This window comes from Microbacterium sp. C5A9 (assembly GCF_022627955.1).
In the GTDB taxonomy this organism is placed as follows: Bacteria; Actinomycetota; Actinomycetes; order Actinomycetales; family Microbacteriaceae; genus Microbacterium.
This window is the reverse complement of sequence record NZ_JABXGD010000004.1, coordinates 210,542-229,951: the sequence shown is the minus strand read 5'-3', so window position 1 is coordinate 229,951 and position 19,410 is coordinate 210,542. Positions and strand designations below refer to the sequence as shown.

The 19,410-nt window shown below is 69.6% G+C and carries 16 protein-coding genes; 10 read left to right on the top strand and 6 right to left on the bottom strand.

Annotated features, from left to right (window positions below):
* Positions 1-45: 45 nt before the first annotated feature.
* Together HWD99_RS09705 and HWD99_RS09700 are read left to right on the top strand one after the other, a co-directional pair.
* On the top strand, positions 46-1,398 hold the full coding sequence (locus HWD99_RS09705; RefSeq protein ID WP_241796042.1) for an NtaA/DmoA family FMN-dependent monooxygenase: 1,353 nt from the start codon (positions 46-48) through the stop codon (positions 1,396-1,398).
* Positions 1,399-1,425: 27 nt separating this feature from the next.
* Positions 1,426-2,781: an NtaA/DmoA family FMN-dependent monooxygenase gene (locus HWD99_RS09700; protein WP_241796041.1), complete on the top strand. Its 1,356-nt coding sequence runs from the start codon at positions 1,426-1,428 to the stop codon at positions 2,779-2,781.
* 24 nt (positions 2,782-2,805) lie between these two features.
* Here the strand turns inward: HWD99_RS09700 and HWD99_RS09695 are convergent, their stop codons facing one another.
* The gene (locus tag HWD99_RS09695; RefSeq protein ID WP_241796040.1) at positions 2,806-4,218 is read right to left on the bottom strand and encodes an MFS transporter; all 1,413 of its coding nucleotides are present in this window, start codon (positions 4,216-4,218) and stop codon (positions 2,806-2,808) included.
* A 78-nt stretch (positions 4,219-4,296) separates the two neighbouring features.
* Positions 4,297-5,202 carry an Lrp/AsnC family transcriptional regulator gene (locus tag HWD99_RS09690; RefSeq protein ID WP_241796039.1) on the bottom strand — a complete coding sequence of 302 codons (906 nt, stop codon included), beginning with the start codon at positions 5,200-5,202 and terminating at the stop codon, positions 4,297-4,299.
* A gap of 222 nt (positions 5,203-5,424) precedes the next feature.
* On the opposite strand from HWD99_RS09690, the gene HWD99_RS09685 reads away from it, so the two are divergent.
* From HWD99_RS09685 to speB, 4 genes are read left to right on the top strand one after another with little or no spacing between them, the layout of a single operon-like run.
* A complete protein-coding gene (locus HWD99_RS09685; protein WP_241796038.1) occupies positions 5,425-6,747 on the top strand; it encodes an MFS transporter in 1,323 nt (440 codons plus the stop codon).
* On the top strand, positions 6,744-8,432 hold the full coding sequence (locus HWD99_RS09680; RefSeq protein WP_241796037.1) for an amidohydrolase: 1,689 nt from the start codon (positions 6,744-6,746) through the stop codon (positions 8,430-8,432). The genes HWD99_RS09685 and HWD99_RS09680 overlap by 4 nt, the downstream gene beginning before the upstream one ends.
* A 14-nt stretch (positions 8,433-8,446) precedes the next feature.
* Positions 8,447-10,084 (top strand): thiamine pyrophosphate-binding protein, encoded by a 1,638-nt coding sequence (locus HWD99_RS09675; RefSeq protein ID WP_241796036.1) that lies wholly within the window; start codon positions 8,447-8,449, stop codon positions 10,082-10,084.
* A gap of 2 nt (positions 10,085-10,086) precedes the next feature.
* A complete protein-coding gene (gene speB / locus HWD99_RS09670) occupies positions 10,087-11,037 on the top strand; it encodes an agmatinase (RefSeq protein WP_241796035.1) in 951 nt (316 codons plus the stop codon).
* 25 nt (positions 11,038-11,062) lie between these two features.
* Here the strand turns inward: speB and HWD99_RS09665 are convergent, their stop codons facing one another.
* Positions 11,063-11,950 carry a serine protein kinase RIO gene (locus tag HWD99_RS09665; protein WP_241796034.1) on the bottom strand — a complete coding sequence of 296 codons (888 nt, stop codon included), beginning with the start codon at positions 11,948-11,950 and terminating at the stop codon, positions 11,063-11,065.
* Between the two features lie 277 nt (positions 11,951-12,227).
* Here HWD99_RS09665 and HWD99_RS09660 point away from each other — a divergent pair, with 277 nt between their 5' ends.
* On the top strand, positions 12,228-13,433 hold the full coding sequence (locus HWD99_RS09660) for an MFS transporter (RefSeq protein WP_241796033.1): 1,206 nt from the start codon (positions 12,228-12,230) through the stop codon (positions 13,431-13,433).
* A gap of 5 nt (positions 13,434-13,438) precedes the next feature.
* Here the strand turns inward: HWD99_RS09660 and HWD99_RS09655 are convergent, their stop codons facing one another.
* Positions 13,439-14,356 (bottom strand): helix-turn-helix transcriptional regulator, encoded by a 918-nt coding sequence (locus tag HWD99_RS09655; protein WP_241796032.1) that lies wholly within the window; start codon positions 14,354-14,356, stop codon positions 13,439-13,441.
* A gap of 71 nt (positions 14,357-14,427) precedes the next feature.
* Here HWD99_RS09655 and HWD99_RS09650 point away from each other — a divergent pair, with 71 nt between their 5' ends.
* The gene (locus HWD99_RS09650; protein ID WP_241796031.1) at positions 14,428-14,889 is read left to right on the top strand and encodes a DUF3817 domain-containing protein; all 462 of its coding nucleotides are present in this window, start codon (positions 14,428-14,430) and stop codon (positions 14,887-14,889) included.
* Between the two features lie 9 nt (positions 14,890-14,898).
* On the opposite strand, the gene HWD99_RS09645 is transcribed toward HWD99_RS09650, so the two are convergent.
* Both HWD99_RS09645 and HWD99_RS09640 read right to left on the bottom strand, forming a co-directional pair.
* The gene (locus tag HWD99_RS09645; RefSeq protein WP_241796030.1) at positions 14,899-15,597 is read right to left on the bottom strand and encodes a hypothetical protein; all 699 of its coding nucleotides are present in this window, start codon (positions 15,595-15,597) and stop codon (positions 14,899-14,901) included.
* 50 nt (positions 15,598-15,647) lie between these two features.
* Positions 15,648-16,577, bottom strand: coding sequence for an NAD(P)/FAD-dependent oxidoreductase (locus HWD99_RS09640; RefSeq protein WP_241796029.1), 930 nt, complete (start codon positions 16,575-16,577; stop codon positions 15,648-15,650).
* Between the two features lie 320 nt (positions 16,578-16,897).
* Between HWD99_RS09640 and dnaK the strand changes: the two genes are divergently transcribed.
* Together dnaK and HWD99_RS09630 are read left to right on the top strand one after the other, a co-directional pair.
* Positions 16,898-18,760 (top strand): molecular chaperone DnaK, encoded by a 1,863-nt coding sequence (gene dnaK, locus HWD99_RS09635; RefSeq protein ID WP_241796028.1) that lies wholly within the window; start codon positions 16,898-16,900, stop codon positions 18,758-18,760.
* A gap of 2 nt (positions 18,761-18,762) precedes the next feature.
* Positions 18,763-19,404, top strand: a complete 642-nt coding sequence (locus tag HWD99_RS09630; protein ID WP_241796027.1) for a nucleotide exchange factor GrpE — start codon at positions 18,763-18,765, stop codon at positions 19,402-19,404.
* Positions 19,405-19,410: the final 6 nt, after the last annotated feature.

Sequence of the window (19,410 nt, the reverse complement as noted above, 5' to 3'; positions counted from 1 at the left end):
GACATCACCATCGCACTGCGCGAGACACCCACACAGGAGACCGACATGACCGAACGCTCACTCAAGATCGCCCTCAGCGTGTACGGGGTCGGCGGCCCCGGACAGCACAGCCTCTGGAAGGACCCTCGGGTCCCGGCGAACGCGTCGATCGACATCGACTGGTACATCGCGCGGGCGAAGCAGGCCGAGGCCGCGCTGTTCGACGCGCTCTTCATCGTCGACAGCCAGTTCATCGACGCGACCTATCCCGCGCACTACCTCAACCGACTCGAGCCGCTCACGCTGCTGTCGGCCGTCGCGACCCACACGACGCATCTCGGGCTGATCGGCACGGCCAGCTCGACCTACAACTCGCCGTTCAACCTCGCCCGCCGGTTCGGCTCGCTCGACCACATCAGCCACGGCCGTGCCGGCTGGAACGTCGTGACGAGCTTCGACACCGGCACCTCGCGCAACTACGGTCTCGAGGAGCACCTCGACTACGCCACCCGCTACGGCCGCGCGCTCGAAGCCGTGCAGGTCGTGCGCGGACTCTGGGACTCGTACGAGGATGACGCGTTCGTCGCCGACGTCGAGAACGACCTGTTCCTCGACCCGACCAGGCTGCACGCGCTGAACCACCGGGGCGAGCACTTCCGCGTCGACGGACCGCTCAACCTCTCGCGCTCGCCGCAGGGCCAGCCCGTCATCTTCCAGGCGGGCATCTCGGAAGAGGGCAAGACCCTCGCCGGCGAGGTGGCCGAGGGCATCTACGCGCCGGGGGAGGACTTCGCCTCGGCCCGCGCCTACTACAGGGACGTCAAGAACCGCCTCGCGCAGCACGGCCGCCACTGGGACGACCTCGTGATCCTCGTCGGTGCGACGCCGGTCATCGCCTCGACGGATGCCGAGGCCCACCGCCTCGCGCGGGAGATCCACGAGGCCGACAACGACTTCGACCGCAAGCTCGCGGCGTTCGGGCGGGCCTTCGGGGCCCACGACTTCTCGCAGCACGATCTCGACGCGCCGTTCCCGGATGTCGCGTCGCTGGCTGAGAAGGGCGGACGCACGCGCTCGGCGGCCATCGTCGCACGCGCGACGGAGGGCGGTCTGTCGCTGCGCGAGACCGTGGAGGAGTTCACGCAGTACTCGCCGTCGCCGTTCATCGGCAGCCCCGAGACCGTGGCGGACACGATCCAGGACTGGTTCCTCGGCCGCGCCGCCGACGGACTGAACCTGCGCGCGCGCACCCCCGACGACATCGACACCTTCACGTCCGAGGTGCTGCCGATCCTGCAGCGTCGAGGGCTCTTCCGCACCGAGTACGAGAGCGACACGCTGCGCGGCAACCTCGGCCTGGGAGTGCCCGAGAACCGCCACACGGCGGCGGCACAGGCATCCGCCCTCGTCGACATCTGACCCCGCACGCACCCTGAGGAGAACATCATGACCGTCAGGCAGCTCAAGCTCGGACTCGTGCTCACCGGATCCGGAGGGCCGGGCAACCACAACCTGTGGCTGGACCCCGACCTCCCCGCGAACGCGAGCGTCGACGTCGACTGGTACATCGACCATGCGACGAAGGCCGAGGAGGCGAAGTTCGACCTCGTCTTCATCGTCGACAGCCAGTACATCACCCCGGATTCGCCGCCCCACTACCTCAGCCGCCTCGAGCCGCTGACGCTGCTGTCGGCCATCGCGACCCACACGAAGCGGCTGGGCCTGGTCGGCACGCTGACCACGTCGTACAACGCGCCGTTCAACGTGGCGAGGCGATTCGCCTCACTCGACCACATCAGCCACGGCCGGGCCGGGTGGAACGTCGTCACCAGCGGGGATGCCGGCACCGCAGGCAACTACGGACTCGACGAGCACTACGACTACGACACCCGCTACGGGCGGGCGAGCGAGCACGTCAAGCTCGTGCAGGCGCTGTGGGACTCCTACGAGCCCGACGCGCTGCCGCGCGACCGGGCGACCGCGCGGTTCCTCGACCCGTCGAAGCTGCACACCCTCGACCACCGCGGGGAGCACTTCTCGGTCGCGGGCCCGCTCAACATCGAACGCCCGCCGCAGGGCGCCCCCGTCATCTTCCAGGCCGGCGACTCCGAACAGGGGCGCGACCTGGGGGCAGAGGTCGGCGAGGGCATCTTCACGCACGCCGCGACGCTCGCCGGGGCGCAGGCGTTCTACAACGACATCAAGGGGAGAGCGGTGTCGAAGTACGGCCGCCGCCCCGAGGACCTGGTGGTCCTGCCGGGCGTCGGGGTCGTGATCGGTGACACCGACGACGAGGCGGGCGAGCTCGAACAGCACTACCGGTCGAGCGATCACTCCTTCGCGCAGGCGCTGGGCGAGTTCGGCCGGTCGTTCGGCTGGCACGACTTCCGTCAGTACGACCTCGACTCGCCGTTCCCGCAGGAGGCGCTGCAGTACGCGCAGAACAGCTTCCGCACGCAGGCCGAGCGGATCGTCGCGCTCGCCGCGGAGGAGCGGCTCACGCTGCGCGAGACCGTGCAGCTGAGCCTGCGACGCGAGCGCGGTCCGTTCGTCGGCACCGCCGAGACGGTCGCCGACCGGCTGCAGGAGTGGTTCGAGGCGTACGGCCTCGACGGGTACAACATCCACGCCGGCCACCCGGCCCAGCTGACCCGGTTCCTCGAGGAGGTCGTGCCGATCCTGCAGCACCGCGGCGTCTTCCGCACCGAGTACGAGAGCGACACGCTGCGCGGCAACCTCGGACTCGCGACGCCCGAGAACCGCTACGCCGCCGCGCGTGCGGACGCGGCGGTCAGGGTCTGACGCACGACCCGTGCCTCGGGATGCTCAGGCCTGCTGCGTCGCCTTCACCGGAAGCAGCAGCAGGAAACCGGCGATCAGCACGATGACGATGCCCAGGATGCCGTAGGCGGTCGACCCGGACAGCACGATGAGCAGCGTCCAGGCGCCGGATGCCATCCAGCTCGCCGCCCGCCCGGTCGTGGCGTAGAGGCCGAAGATCTCGCCCTCGCGCCCGGCCGGGGTGATGCGGGCGAGGAACGACCGCGATGCGGCCTGGGCGGGCCCGACGAACGCGCAGAGCAGCAGGCCGCCGATCCAGAACACGATCGTTCCGGCATCCACGAGGAAGAACACCGCGAGTCCGGCGATGACCATCGCGGCGAGCGAGACGAGGATGATCCGCTTCGGGCCGAACCGGTCGTCGTAGCGTCCGGCGATGATCGTCGAGACCCCGGCGATGAGGTTCGCCGCGATGCCGAAGATCACGAGGTCGAGGAACTCGAAGTCGAACACCTGCCCGGCGATGATCGCGCCGAACGCGAAGACGCCCCCGAGCCCGTCGCGGAACACCGCGCTCGAGAGCAGGAACCAGAAGGTCTGCCGGGTGTCGGGGTTGCGGTACAGGCCGGTGACGTCCTTCACGAGCAGCCCGTACGAGGCGAAGAACCCGACCTTGCGCTCGGGGCGTCCGAGCGACGGCTCCGGCACGTTCAGGAAGATCGGGATCGAGAACACGATCGCCCAGATCGCGCAGCCGACCGCGATGATCCGGAAGGGGAGTCCGCCGTCTTCGGGCAGCCCGAACCAGTCGAGCATGTAGAAGACGATGACCAGGACGAGCGCGATGATGCCGCCGATGTAGCCGAACCCCCAGCCGAGGCCCGAGATGCGCCCGACCGTCTTCGGGTTCGCGATGCCGATGAGCATGGCGTTCGAGTTCACGGCGGCGATCTCGCCGAACACCGATCCGGCCGAGATCAGCGCCACACCGAGCCAGAAGAGCGTGGGCGTCGGCTCGACGAACCACAGTCCGAGCATGCACGCGATGAGTGCGCCGGTGCCGATGCCGAGCCAGAGCTTCTGGCGCCCCGCGGCATCCGCCCGCTGTCCGAGCACCGGGGCGATCAGGAGGATCGCGATGCCGGCGATCGTCGAGCCGAGCCCCAGACCCGAGGCGAGGTCGGCCTCGGCGGCCTCGCGGATCGGGTCGTCCGCACCCAGCGCGGCGATGTCGGCCGGCAGGAAGGCCTCGGTGGTCAGGTAGAGCGCCGTGAAGATGAAGGTGAGGATCACCGTGTTGAACGGCTGCGTCGCCCAGTCCCACAGCGCCCACGAGTAGACCTGCTTCTTCGGGGCCGGGGTCTCGCCGCGCAGGTCGAGGCCGATCACGCCGACCGCGCCGCTGTTGGCCGTCGCAGCGGGTTCGGGCGCCGCGCCGCTCTGCGGGGATTCGCTCATGCTCGCAGTCTGGCGTCGTGCGGTGAACGGACGGTGACGGCGCGCCGCGTGCCCGGTCTGCGCTGCGGCCGGAGGCGATCAGCGTCGGGCGCTGACCATCGGCTCACGCAGGGTGCGGGCGTAGTCCTCCTTCAGTACGGCCAGGTGCAGCCACGACTCGATGCGTGTGACGCCGGCGAGCGAGCGCAACCGCTCGAGACTCGCGTACAGAGCTCCGGCCGAGGGCTCGACCAGCGTGGCCACCGCGTCGAAGCGGCCGAGAGTGCGCGCGGCGAAATCGATGCCCCTCCCCGTGCGCAGCTCGTCGATGACCGCCTCGTCGTCGTGGTTGAGGGTGAGCCCGACGCCCATCGACAGCTGCCGGTGCGCGAGGCCCCTCGCCTCGACCGCGCTGATCTTGATCACTCCGCCGTCGATCAGGCGCTGCACGCGGGTCGCGACAGCCGACGGAGACAGGCGCACGGCCTCGCCGAGAGCGCGGAAGCTCATGCGTCCGTCCGACTGGAGATGCTCGATCAGGTCCTCGTCGACCGCGTCAGGGGTGACATCGCCGTGGTACTCCGAGACGAAGAACCCCTTCACCACGGTCGAGTAGATGATCGTGTTGATGTCGAGCACGCCGTCGATCGCGCGGATCTGCGCGAGCAGGTCGTGCAGATCCGCCATCGTGCCCAGGCGCACCTCGGTGACGAGGTCATGCGCGCCACCGACCGCCGACACGAGCACGGTCTCGCTCATGTCGCGCAGGTGCTCCGCCACGATCTCGACCTCGCCGTCGGTGCGGATCGACACGTGCGCGAGCACGTGCTGGCCGAGGAAGACCGGGTCGACGGCCGCGACCACGCGCACAGTGCGGTCCTCGAGCATCGTGCGCAGCCTGGCCGCGACCGCAGCCCGCGACTGCCCCAGGCGCAGCGACAGCGACCGGATGCTGGCCCGACCGTCCTCCTGGAGAGCGCGGATCAGTTCGGCGTCGAAATCCATGGTTCAGCCCACATTCGTCAGATTCCCGCGAACGCGCAATCGCGGGTGCATAAGTGCAGTGTAGAAGTGTGGACACCGGGTGGGTAGTGCGATGATGCTCGAATCGATGAACACAACTCCAGTGAATCGTCCGTCACGCTGGATTTCTGACCTTGTTCTCGCGTCCGTGCGTCCGTAGCATCCTTCGCTATCCGACATCTTCCGCAAAGGAGCGGGCCACACATGACCTCCACCCACAGCAAGGCGCGACGCGCAGGCTTCGCCGCCTTCGTCGGCACCACTATCGAGTGGTACGACTTCTACGTCTACGCGACGGCCGCCGCCCTCGTCTTCGGTCCGCTGTTCTTCCCCAGTGGCGACCGGCTCGCTGAGACGGCCGCGGCCTTCGCCACGTTCGCCGTCGCCTTCCTCGTCCGCCCCCTCGGCGGCATCATCTTCGGTCACATCGGAGACAAGCTCGGCCGGCGCACGTCGCTCGTCATCACGCTGCTGCTGATGGGCGCGGCGACCGTGCTCGTCGGCTGCCTGCCGACCTACGAGAACATCGGCATCCTCGCCCCGATCCTGCTCATCCTGCTCCGTGCCGTTCAGGGCCTCGCGGTCGGCGGCGAATGGGGCGGCGCGGTGCTGATGAGCGTCGAGCACGCTCCCGAGAAGTCCAAGACCTTCTACGGCGGCTTCACGCAGCTCGGCAACCCGGCCGGTGCGCTGCTCGCCTCGGGCATCTTCGCGATCATGTCGCGTGTCAGCGACGACTTCATCATGAACGGCGGCTGGCGCATCCCGTTCCTGCTCTCCATCGTCCTGGTCGGAGTCGGGTTCTGGGTGCGCTACCGCGTCGAGGAGACTCCGGTGTTCGAGACCAAGGTCGAGGGCCGCAAGCAGTCGATGCCCCTCGCGTTCGCACTGCGCACCAACTGGCGCCCGATCCTGCTCGGCATCGGCATCCTGCCCATCTCGACCGGCGGCTACTACCTGGCGACGACGTTCGCCACCGCCTACGCCACCGGCGAGCCGATCGCGATCAGCGAGCAGGTGATCCTCGACGCGATGACCCTCGCCTCCTTCGTCGAGTTCGTGGTGACGCTTCCGGTCGCGTGGCTGGGCGACAAGTGGGGCCGCAAGAACGTCATGTACATCGGGTTGGTCGGCTCGGTCCTCACGTTCGTGCCATTCCTGCTGCTCATGCCCGGACGCGTCGAGCCGCTGATCTTCCTCTTCGCCTCGCTCGTGCGCATCGCGATGAGCGCGACCTACGCCCCCATCGCCGCGCTGCTCGCACAGATGTTCCGCCCGCAGTCGCGCTACACCTCGATCGCGCTCTCGTACGGCGTCGGCGCCGCGCTCTGGGCAGGATTCTCGCCCTGGTTCGCGACGCAGCTCATCGCCTGGACCGGCAGCATCTGGTCGGTCATCGCGATGTTCATCGGCATGGCCGTGATCGCCGGCGTGTGCACCCGCCTCGCGCCGCAGCACTCCGACGAGGCTCCGGTCACCGCATCCTTCACCGCCCGCACCGACACGACCGCGAACAGGCTGCCATGAGAAAGCTCACCCCCTTCGACCGCTCCGCCCAGACGACACCGCAGCTCGTCACCGCGCGCGTGATCCACACGGTGGACGCGGATGCCGCGGCGGCGACCGCGATGCTGACCGACCGCGGTCGGATCGTCGCGATCGGCACGCAGGCCGATTGTCTGGCGGCCGCCGAGCGGGCCGGTCTCGTGCCCGAGCACGTCGATCTCGGTGACGCGGTGGTCGTCCCCGGGTTCGTCGACGCGCACGCCCACCCCCTGATGTACGGGCAGCTGACGACCTGGGTCGACTGCGGACCCGAGAAGGCCGGCAGCATCCCCGAGATCGTGGCGCTGCTGCAGGCCGCGGCGATCGGCGCTCCCGCCGGGCGCCCGGTGCGCGGCTACGGCTACGAGCAGCGCAACCTCGCCGAGAAGCGGCATCCCACGCGCTTCGAGCTCGACGAGGTCGCGGCCGATCGCGAGGTGTACCTGATGAACGCCTCCGGTCACGGCGGCGTGGTCAACTCGTACACGCTCGCGACGAACGGCGTCGGCCGCGATACCCCGAACCCCGACGGCGGCGAGTTCTTCCGCGACGCCGACGGCGAGCTGACCGGCGAGCTCTCGGACGCCGCCTGCAACATCCTCACCGGCGTGCACGGCGTGAAGATCGGCCATCACGGTCCGAACTTCCACCTCGCCGACGAGCCCGAGGAGCACCTGCGGCAGCTGGATGCGGCGACGCGGCGATTCCTCGCCGGGGGAGTCACGTCGATCGGCGACTGCCAGGTCACCCGCCGCGAGTTCGACATGTACCTGCGCCTCGCCGAGGCGGGCCGACTCGAGCTGCGGGTGTCGATGTACCTGCTGTCGCACCTGCTCGACGAGGCGCTCGAGATGGGCCTGGTGGGTCAGTTCGGCAACGCCCACCTGAGCTTCGCCGGCATCAAGCTCTATGCCGACGGCACGCTCGGCGGCTGGACCGCATACTTCCCCGACGGCTACGTGGGCGACCCGTGCCGCACGGGTCAGCTGTACCACGAGCCCGCCGAGTACGCGGCGCTGATCAGCCGGGCGCACGCGGCGGGCCTGCAGACCGCGACCCACGCGCAGTCGCCGACGGCGATCGAGATGGTCGTGTCGGCGATCGAGGCGGCTCTCGCCGAGCGCCCCGACTCGGATGCACGGCACCGCATCGAGCACTGCGGCCTGCCGACGCCCGAGCAGATCGACCGGATGGCCGCCTCCGGCATCCGCCCGGTCAACCAGACGCAGCACTACTTCAACTGGGGCGAGGGCGTCGAGGAGGCCATCGGCACTCCGGGCGAGCGCTTCAACCCGCTCGGCGAGTTCGAGCGCGCAGGCGTGCCGTTCACGATCTCGTCGGATGCTCCGGTCGCCGAGCCGATCCCGCTCGAGGCCATCCAGACGGCCGTCACCCGCGTGACCCGTCGGGGGCACCGTCTCGGACCCGATGACCTGCGCGTCTCCGCGCTCTCGGCGCTGCGCGCCCACACGATCGAGGGGGCCGTGTCGATCGGTCGCGAAGACGACCTCGGCTCGCTCGAGGTCGGCAAGTACGCCGACTTCGTGGTGCTCTCCGACGACCCGCTCGCCGTCGAGGTCGAGGACATCTCGTCGATCACGGTGCGCGAGACCTGGGTCGACGGCACTCGTCGCCACGTGACCGCCGAGGCGCTGGCGTCGGCATGAGCGAGGATGCGATCATGACCGACGACTCCGCGCACCCCTCCGCGCCGACGAATGCCGAGCCGTACGCCGACACCGCCGGTCGTGCCGTGCTCGAGACGATCCGCGGCTACGGGGTGGATGCGGTGTTCGGCATCCCCGGCACGCACAACCTCGAGCTGTACCGCCCGCTCGCCGACCTGGGCATCCGCGCCGTGACCAACCGCCACGAGCAGGGATCGGGCTACGGTGCCGACGGCTGGGCGCAGCAGACCGGTCTCCCCGGCGTCGTCATCACGACGTCAGGCCCCGGCCTGCAGAACGCCATGAGCGCGATCGGCACGGCGTTCTGCGAGTCGCGGCCGATGATCGTGCTCTCGCCCGGCGTGCCGCTCGGGTCGGAGTTCGCCGACGTAGGCACTCTGCACGAGACGAAGGATGCCACGGCCATGGTCGGTGCGATCGCCGAGTGGTCGCGCAGGGTCACGACCGCGGCCGAGGCGGTCGAGGCGGTGCACGACGCGTTCATGCTGTTCCGCACCGGCCGCCCCCGCCCCGTGCACATCGAGATCCCCCTCGACGTGCTCGAAGCGCGGGCTGATGTGCCCGCGCAGGCGCGCCGCCCCAGGACGCTGCCTCCGCGGGCGACGGGCGATCCCGCAGCACTGGCCGACGCGGCACGCCTGCTCACGGCGTCGGAACGCCCGGTGATCGTCGCGGGCGGAGGATCCGTCGATGCGGCTCACGAGGTCACCGCCCTCGCCGAACGGCTCGGAGCCCCGGTGCTCACGACGCTCAACGGCAAGGGCGTCGTCGATGAGCGGCATCCGCTCTCTCTCGGCTCGAACCTGCGTCTCGCCGCGGCCCGCGACGTCGCAGAAGACGCCGACGTCGTTCTCGTGATCGGCTCGAAGCTCGGGGAGGCCGAACTCTGGGCTCCGCGGTTGGAGGCGCGAGGCGCGGTCATCCGCATCGACATCTCGCCGCTCCAGCTCGACAAGAACCTCGCCGCGACCGTGGGCATCGTCGGCGATGCCGCCGCGGTGGCCGCGGAGCTGCTCTCGCTGCTGGCGACGGATCCGCGCGCGCCGCGCGAGCTGACCGACGAGCGCACCGCGATCGACGCCGAGATGCGCGAGACCGCCCCCGACGCCGTGGCGCTCGCCGAGATCATCGTCGAGGCGCTGCCCGATGACGCGATCGTCGCCGGTGACTCCTCGCAGATCGTGTACCTGGCGCTCGGCAGCGTGCTGCGCTCGGCGCATCCGCACTCCCTGCTCTACACGCCCACCTATGCGACGCTCGGATACGGCCTTCCCGCTGCGATCGGCGCCAGGGTGGCGCAGACCGAGCATCCCGTCGTCACCGTGATCGGAGACGGAGCGCTGATGTTCTGCGTCAACGAGCTCGTGACGGCCGTCGAACAGCGCCTCGACCTCACCGTCGTGTGCGTCGACAACGGCGGCTACGCCGAGATCCGGCAGAACGAGATCGACCGCGGCATGACCCCCGTCGGCGTCGACCTCGTACAGCCCGACTGGGCGGCCCTGGCGACCGCATTCGGCGCCACGGGGCGACGGGCCGAGACTCCCGACGACATCGCACCGAGCATCCGCGACGCGATCGCGGCCGGTGGCGTACAGCTCGTGCACATCCCCATGCAGAGACAGGACTGATCATGACCGACAACGTGGGCCCCATCGACGCCTCCGCGAATCCCCGCTACTCGGGGATCGCGACCTTCGCCCGCCTGCCGAGGATCGAAGACGTGCCGCGCGCCGACATCGCCGTCGTCGGCATCCCGTTCGACTCGGGCGTGAGCTACCGCCCCGGCACCCGGTTCGGTCCTTCTCATGTGCGCGAGTCCTCGCGGCTGCTGCGCCCCTACAACCCCGCGCAGGACGTGTCGCCGTTCGCGGTCGCGCAGGTGGTGGATGCCGGAGACATCCCCGTCAATCCGTTCGACCTCACCGAGGCCGTGACCGAGGTCGAGCGCGCTGCTCTCGCGCTCGGCGAACAGGTGCAGCGCATCGTGACGATCGGCGGCGACCACACGGTCGCGCTGCCGCTGCTGCGGGCCGTGGCCGCGAAGCACGGTCCGGTCGCCGTGCTGCACTTCGACGCGCACCTCGACACGTGGGACACCTACTTCGGCGCACCGATCACCCACGGCACCCCGTTCCGCCGGGCGAGCGAAGAGGGGCTCATCGACCTCACCGCGAGCTGCCACGTCGGCACGCGAGGGCCTCTGTACTCGAAGAAGGATCTCGAGGACGACGAACGCCTCGGCTTCTCGATCGTCTCGAGCGAGTACATCGAGGAGCACGGCGTCGAGGCCGGGATCCACCGCATCCTGCAGCGCATCGGCGACAGGCCCCTGTACGTGTCGATCGACATCGACGTGCTCGACCCCGCGCACGCGCCAGGCACCGGAACCCCCGAGGCCGGCGGCCTCACCAGCCGGGAGCTGCTGCGCATCCTCCGTGCGCTCGGCGACAGCGACATCGTGGGCGCCGACGTCGTCGAGGTCTCGCCCGCATACGACCACGCGCAGATCACCGGCATCGCGGCGAGTCACGTCGTGTACGAGCTCGTGTCGCTGCTCGCCGCCCGCATCGGTCGCAGCTGACACGCCTCACACCCACGACGCCGTCTCACGCATACGACGCGGCGAGCATCTCGGCGAAGAGCTCCTCCGCGTCGCGCTCGACGCGGCGGCGGGTGAACCAGTCGCAGATGTTGACGCAGTCGCGGTGCAGCAGGTCGAGGCCCTGCGGGTTGGCGACGATGTCGACGATCTGCGGCAGGTCGATCACCCGCACGCGCCCGTCGTGCACGAGCAGGTTGTATGCCGACAGGTCGCCGTGGGCGAAGCCGGCCGCGGCGAAGACCCGCATCAGATCGACGATCTGGTCGTAGAGACCCGCCAACTCGGCGCGATCGCTGCGCACCGCCGCGAGTCGCGGCGCGGCGACCCCCGACTCGTCGCCGATGAACTCCATGAGCAGCTCCGTGCCGTTGACCTGCACGGGGTAGGGGACGGGCGCTCCGAGCTCCCACATGCGGCACAGGGCATCGAACTCGGCGAACGACCACTGCAGAGCGGCGACCGCGCGGCCGTGCTCCGACTTCTTGGCGAGCGCTCGGGTGTCGCGCGTGTTCCGGGTGCTGCGGCCCTCGGAGTACACCCCCGAGCGATGGAAGCTGCTGTGGTCGCTGTCGCGATAGCGCTTCGCCGCGAGGAGGGTGCGCTGCGCCGGGTCGTCCGGCACGGCGCGCTCGAGCAGGAACACGTCGGCCTCCTTGCCGGTCTTGAGGATGCCGAGCTCGGTGTCGAGGGCGCCCGCACTCGTCACGACCCAGGCGGGCCAGGGAAGCGGACCGCGCTCCGACGGAGTGATCGCCGGCCAGGTGGTCCAGCGCTGGCCGTCGCCGGGTTCGACGTCGGCGAAGGTCGGGACGGACTCGAACGGAGAGGCGTCGAAGAGACGAGAAGAGGAGGGTGAGGTGGATGCTTCCGAGGAAGCGAAGAGATCAGACACGGTGTGGCTCCGAGAGTAGGAGGCCGCGCGCGGATCAGGAGCGGGAGGCCTCGAGAGGAAGGATGTCGGCGAGGGGCGCGACAGAGATGGTGTTCATGTCGTCAGCTCCTCTCGCTCGGCCTTCCGGGAGAACCCCGGTGCGTCGTCGAGCCTAGGGGGTGGTGTCGGATGCTGTCCAGACCCGATCACGTGCCGCCCTGGCCCGATCCGGACGAATGGTCGGATGCCGAGGACGCCGCGTCGGGCACGCACGCCGCGCGCCTGGAAGCCTGGGACCATGACGACGACCGCGCCCGTTCCCGTGACGACCTGCCGCACCGGGAGCATCCGCTACGGCGGGCTCATCGTGCTCATGCTGATGGGGTTCCTGCTCGTCACGGCCGAGTTCCTCCCCAACGGCGTGCTCACCGAGATGGCCGACGCGCTCGGCGTGACGCCGGGCCAGGCGGGGCAGACCGTCACGGTCACCGCGCTCGTCGGGCTCATCGTCGCCCCGACCGTGGGCCTGATCTTCCCGCGCCTCGATCGCCGGTCGCTGCTCGTCTGGATGGCGCTCGCCGCAGCGGCATCGAACCTCATCGTCGCGATCGCGCCCAACCTGCTCATCGTGCTGCTCGCGCGGTTCCTGCTCGGTGCCGCGATCAGCGCGTTCTGGGCGATGTCGATCACGGTCGCGGCGCGGCTCGCGGGTCCCGAGCACCTCGGACGAGGGGTCATGTTCACCTCCGCCGGGGTCTCGCTGGCCACGGTCGCCGGTGTGCCGCTGGGCGTCATGCTCAGCGAGATCGTGAACTGGCAGACGGTCTTCGCGATCGCCGGGGTGCTGATGGTGCTGCTGGCCGTGGCGCTGCGATTCCTGCTGCCGTCGGTGCCCGCGGAGCAGGCGTCGAGCATCCGCCTCCTCGTCGACACGGTGCGCCGCCCGGGCATCGGACTCGGCATGGTCGGCCATGTTCTCGTCGTGCTGGGGCACTTCCTGGCCTACACCTACGTGCGGCTCGCGCTCGAGCGCATCCCCGAGGTCGAGCCGTCGACGATCATCCTCCTGCTCGCCCTCTTCGGCGTCGGCGGTCTCGCCGGCAACCTCGGACTCGGGTTCTTCATCGACCGCACCTTCGCGTTCTTCGCGGTGTTCGCGCCGCTCGTCATCGCGGTCGCCGTGCTCTCGATGATCTTCTTCTCGGGATCGGTCATCGGCATCGCGGTCGTCGTGGTCGCGTGGGGCTTCTTCTTCTCGTCGTGGCTGCTCGTGATCAACACCTGGGTCGGGCACCGCACGCCCGACCGGCTCGAGGCCGGCGGAAGCCTGGTCGTGGTCGGCTTCCAGGGCGCGATCACGATCGCCGCCGGCGTGGGGGGACTGCTCGTCGACACCCTCAGCGTCGAGTTCGTCTACGTGCTCGGGGCGGTGTCCCTGCTGGTGGGCGCCGTGCTCTTCGGGCTCTCGAACCGGATGAGCACAGCGGCCGCGCCGCGCGCCTGAGCGGACTAGGCGGGGACGGCCGTGAGCTGGGTCGCGCGCCAGGCCGACGGGGTCATGCCGGTGCGTCGGCGGAAGGCGCGGCTGAACCCCTCGTCCGAGGCGTAGCCGAGTTCGCGGGAGGTCTCGCTGACCGATCGGCCGACGGCCAGCATCCGCTTCGCCGCGTCGATGCGCACCTCGGTGACGTAGTCGGCGGGTGAGCGCCCGATCGCGCTGCGGAAGCGCTCGGCGAACACCGAGCGCGACATCGCCCCGACGCTCGCGAGACGCTCGACGGTCCATTCCCGACCGGGCTGCTCATGGATGGCCTCGACGACGCGATCGAGGAACGGGTCCTTCGAGACGGAGGGCCAGCCCTCAGGGGCGCAGCCGTTCGCCGCCCACGCGCGGATGACGCTGAGCAGCACGGTCTTCGCCATCATGCGGCAGATGACCGGGTCGCCCTGGCGTTCGGGCCACGACGGCGGATCAGTGGGTCCCATGCTGCCGGCCAGTGCGGCCGCGGCCGGCTCGAGCGCGTCGAAGGACATGACCGTGATCGGGTCGGGCAGCACGGCGGCGATCATCGAGGCACTGTCGGAGAATTCGAGGTCGACGACCACCAGGTCGGTGGCGAGGTCGGCCTCGAGGGCGACCGGCGTGCGACCGAGGGTGAGGAACGCGTCGCCCGCGACGAGGGTCGAGCTGGTGGGCTGTGCATCGACAGCCACGACCTGCGAGGCACGATCGACGTCGAGGCGGCACGCGCTGCCGAGCGGTGGATGCCCGTGCACCGACCCGTCCGCGATGTAGACGAGCGTGGCCGACCCCGGGGCGAGGGGCAGCCGGCCCCCGGCGGTGAGGGCGACGCGACGCGCCACGCCGATGCGCAGATCGACGGAGTCGAGGATCTGCCCGAGCGCTGCGGAGTCGACGGTCACCATGCCTTCGGCAACGCTCAGGAGGCCACGGCTATTCCGGATACGCTGGAAGGACACCCCACCCGAGGAGTCCCGTGTTCCGCACACCCGGCCGCCTGTTCCGAGTCCTCGCGATCGCGGAGGCGATCACCTGGACCATCCTCATCTCGGCGATCATCGCCCGCGCGGTCGGCGCCCCCGGCGTCGTCGTCACGGTCGGTGGAGGCATCCACGGGTTCGTGTTCCTCGCCTACGCCGCGACCGCCGTGCTGGTCGCGCTCAACCAGCGCTGGCATGCGGGCGTCGCGATCCTCGCGGTGGTGAGCGCGATCGTCCCCTATGCGACCATCCCGATGGAGATCTGGCTGCAGCGCACCGGCCGGCTGACCGGAGTGTGGCGTCTGGAGCAGACCGACGACCCCCGTGATGCGCGGTGGTACGACCGCCTCATGCGCTGGTTCCTGCGTCGCCCGTGGGTGCTCGCGATCCTGCTCGTGGTGGGCATCGTCGCGCTCTACGTCATCCTCCTGCTGGTGGGCCCGCCCGGCGGGAAGTGACCGCGCCGGTCACTGGATGACGACGGCGTTCTTCTCCGCGACCTCGGCTATCGTCGCCTCGATGTCGCCGCCCGTGCAGTCGACGATCGTGTAGAGCCCGACGCCCGTCGCCGTGAAGGCACGAGCGGCCATGATCCACCGGCGGTCGCCGGCGTCGCCCACGATGCGGCGGTTCTCGACCTCGGCATTGCCGCCGATCTGATAGCTGAACGCGCCCGTGGTCGCCGCCGTCGAGATCGCCGCGACGTCGCTCTCCCCGAGGATCACGGCCAGCATGGCGTCGGAGCTCGCACTGTCGTCTCCCGGCACCGTCGGGACGTCGGGGATGAGCCCCTGCCAGAACTGCGCCGTGCAGGTGTCGTCGACCGTGCCGTACGTCCATCCGCCGTTGCCGTCGTCGGGCTTGACGCTCTTCCACCCCTCGTCGACGATGAGCCCGTCGCCCCACTGGATGTAGGCGGTGGACGGCAGAGCGGCGCCGTCGGCGAACGACATCGATGACGGCAGATCGCCCGCCGGATTCTCCGACGGCTCGTCGGAGGGCAGGGCGGACGGGCTCGCGGTGGGCACCGGATCGGGGCCGTCGCCGCTCGGCACGTTCGCCGGTATCTGCGCATACAGACACCCGCTGAGCGGCAGCACCGCGAGGGCCACCACCGAGACGGCTGTCAGGCGGAGCAGAGACGAGACCTGCGGGATGCGCGTCATGCCGGTCAGCCTACTCGGCCGGTCACGTCCCGCTCAGGGCGTGACCGAGCTCAGTGGGCCGTGACGATGCCCACGGCATCCTGCACCATGACCGACGCGACCCGCGCGCCGGCGCCGGCGGCGACGATCAGCTGCTGCGGCCCGGGGATCGCCGCGTCGCCCGCGGCGTAGAGCCCCGGCACGTCGGTGCGGCCCGAGCGGTCGGTCACGACATGCCCGTCGCTGTCGAGCGACGGCGCGAAGCCGCGCAGGAACGACACGTCCGTCTCCCACTCCGGGCGGACGAATCCGCCCTCGACGGCGACCACCGTGCCGTCGGTCAGGCGGATCGCCTCGATGCGCCCTCGGTCGCCGACCAGCTCGGCGATCGGATGCCTCTGCACCGAGACGCCCGACGCGGCGAGCTCGGCCTCATCGGCGGCCGAGACGGTGTCGGCGCCGAGCGTGAACACGGTGAGGCTCTCGGTCCAGCGCGAGACGAGTCGGGCCCGGTCGGCGATGTCGGGAGTCTCGCCGATGAGCGCGAGTCGTCGCCCGCGCAGCTCCCACGCGTCGCAGGCCGCGCAGCTGAACAGGCTGATGCCGTAGAAGCCGCGCAGATTCGGCACCTCGGGCAGCGTCTCGCGCAGCCCCGTCGCGAGCAGCACGGACCGCGCCGAGACCGTCTCGGTCGGATCCTTGCGACCGATCGACGCGGTGAAGACGGAGTCCTGCTGGTGGAGTTCGAGCACGCGCACGCGGGTGCGCACCTCGATGTTCGGGTAGGCGGTGAGCTCGTCGCGGGCGATCCGGCGCAGCTCGTGCGGCGGCACCCCGTCTCGGGTGAGGAACCCGTGGGAGTTCAGGGTGGCGGCGTTGCGGGGGCGGTCGGCGTCGACCACGAGCACCCGCATGAGCGATCGGCCCAGGTTCAGCGCCGCCGAGAGCCCTGCAGGGCCGCCGCCGATTACGAGCACGTCGTAGGCATCCGTGTCAGTCATGCGCATCCTCCGGCGAGAAGGGCGGTGTCCCCGTGCGGCCGACGCGGGAGCGCCGATCGTGGCGGCGCCGCCGGCGGGGTGCTCGTCGCGTGAGCAGCCGTCCGCTGCATCCAGTCTGCCATCTCCGAGCTGAGGGTCGCCTAACCAGATGCGACGATGCCGCTCGGGATCGACGCCGTCGAGCAAAGTTGAGCCGATTCATATCAACTTTGTTTGACAGGGTCGGAGGGTCGGAGTACAGTTGAGTCATCGCGACTCAGGTTTTCCTGATCGCCCCGGATTTCCAGACCACATCAACCTCAGCAACAAAGGAGAATCACATGGCACGTGCTGTTGGAATCGACCTCGGTACGACGAACTCCGTCGTCAGCGTCCTCGAGGGTGGCGAGCCGAAGGTCATCGCCAACGCCGAGGGCTTCCGCACGACCCCCTCGGTGGTCGCGTTCACGAAGGACGGCGAGGTGCTCGTCGGCGAGACCGCCAAGCGCCAGGCCGTCACGAACGTCGACCGCACCATCGCGTCCGTCAAGCGTCACATCGGCACCGACTGGACGTTCGACGTCGACGGCAAGAAGTGGACGCCGCAGGAGATCTCCGCGCGCATCCTCCAGAAGCTGAAGCGCGACGCCGAGTCCTACCTGGGTGACACCGTGACGGACGCCGTCATCACCGTTCCCGCGTACTTCAACGACGCCGAGCGCCAGGCCACCAAGGAGGCCGGAGAGATCTCGGGACTCAACGTCCTGCGCATCATCAACGAGCCGACCGCCGCCGCTCTCGCGTACGGCCTCGACAAGGGCAAGGAAGACGAGCTCATCCTGGTCTTCGACCTGGGTGGCGGAACCTTCGACGTCTCGCTGCTCGAAGTGGGCAAGGACGACGACTTCTCGACCATCCAGGTGCGTTCCACCTCCGGTGACAACCGCCTCGGCGGTGACGACTGGGACCAGCGTCTCGTCGACTACCTCATCAAGCAGTTCAAGGAGACCACGGGCGTCGACGTCTCGGGTGACAAGATCGCCCTGCAGCGCCTCAAGGAGGCTGCGGAGCAGGCCAAGAAGGAGCTCTCCTCCTCGACCTCGACCAGCATCAACCTCCCGTACCTTTCGCTGACCGAGTCGGGCCCGGTGTCGCTCTCCGAGACCATCACCCGCGCGAAGTTCGAGGACCTCACCAAGGACCTCCTCGACCGCACCAAGAAGCCGTTCGAGGACGTCATCCGCGAAGCCGGCATCAAGGTCGCGGACATCGACCACATCGTGCTCGTGGGTGGATCGACCCGTATGCCCGCCGTCGCCGAGCTCGTCAAGCGCGAGACCGGCAAAGAGGCGAACAAGGGCGTCAACCCCGATGAGGTCGTCGCGGTGGGCGCAGCCCTCCAGGCCGGTGTCCTCAAGGGTGAGCGCAAGGATGTGCTGCTCATCGACGTCACGCCCCTCAGCCTCGGCATCGAGACCAAGGGCGGCATGATGACCAAGCTCATCGAGCGCAACACGGCCATCCCGACCAAGCGCAGCGAGACCTTCACCACGGCAGACGACAACCAGCCGTCCGTCGCGATCCAGGTCTTCCAGGGCGAGCGCGACTTCACCCGCGACAACAAGCCGCTGGGAACGTTCGAGCTCACCGGAATCGCCCCGGCTCCCCGCGGCATCCCGCAGATCGAGGTCACGTTCGACATCGACGCCAACGGCATCGTGCACGTGTCCGCCAAGGACAAGGGCACGGGCACCGAGAAGTCGATCGTCATCTCCGGCGGCTCGTCGCTGTCGAAGGAGGACATCGAGCGCATGGTCCGCGAGGCCGAGGAGCACGCGGCGGAAGACAAGGCCCGCCGCGAGGCGGCCGAGGTCCGCAACCAGGCCGAGACGCTCGCGTACTCGATCGACAAGCTGATCACCGAGAACGACGACAAGCTGCCCGAAGACGTCAAGACCGAGGTCAAGGCCGATGTCGACGCTCTGAAGACGGCTCTGGCCGGCGACGACGACGAGGCCGTGAAGACCGCGTTCGACAAGCTGAACCAGTCGCAGGGCAAGATCGGCGAGGCCATCTACGCGCAGTCCCAGGCCGAGGGCGCCCCGAGCGCCGACGCCGCGGGCGAGGCTCCGGCCGATGACAGCTCCTCCGACGAGGATGTCATCGACGCCGAGGTCGTCGACGACGAGGACGAGAAGAAGTAATCATGACGGACAAGAACTTCGAAGGTGACGACGAGGTTCGCAGCGAGGGGTCGGATGCTCATGGCACCGGCCCTTCGCCGCAGAACCCCGACTCGCGTGAGGCCGCGGCCGCCGAAGGATCCGACGAGACGCCGGTGGACGGCGCTTCCGACGACCTGACGGTCGACGACATCCTGGGCGCGACGCAGACCGGCGAGGCCGCGGCGGAGGACGCCGTGCTCGCCGACCTGGAGTCGACCCTGCTCAACGACCTCAAGCGCCTCCAGGCCGAGTACGCCAACTACCGCCGCCGCACCGAAGAGCAGCGTCAGGTCGAGATCGAGCGCGCGAAGGGCGAGGCCGCCAAGGGCCTCATCCCCGTGCTCGACGATCTCGCTCGCGCCGCTCAGCACGGCGACCTCGTCGAGGGCACGCCCTTCGCCGTGATCGCCGACAAGGTCCGCACGGTGGTGGAGCGGCTCGGTGTCGTCTCGTACGGCGAGAAGGGCGAAGAATTCGACCCGCAGCGTCACGAGGCGATCTTCCAGCAGCCGACGCCCGGCGCCGACAAGACCACGGTGCTCGAGGTCGTCGAGGTGGGATACCGCCTCGGTGACGTCGAGCTGCGCCCTGCGAAGGTCGTCGTCGCCGTTCCCGCAGAGTAGGTGATC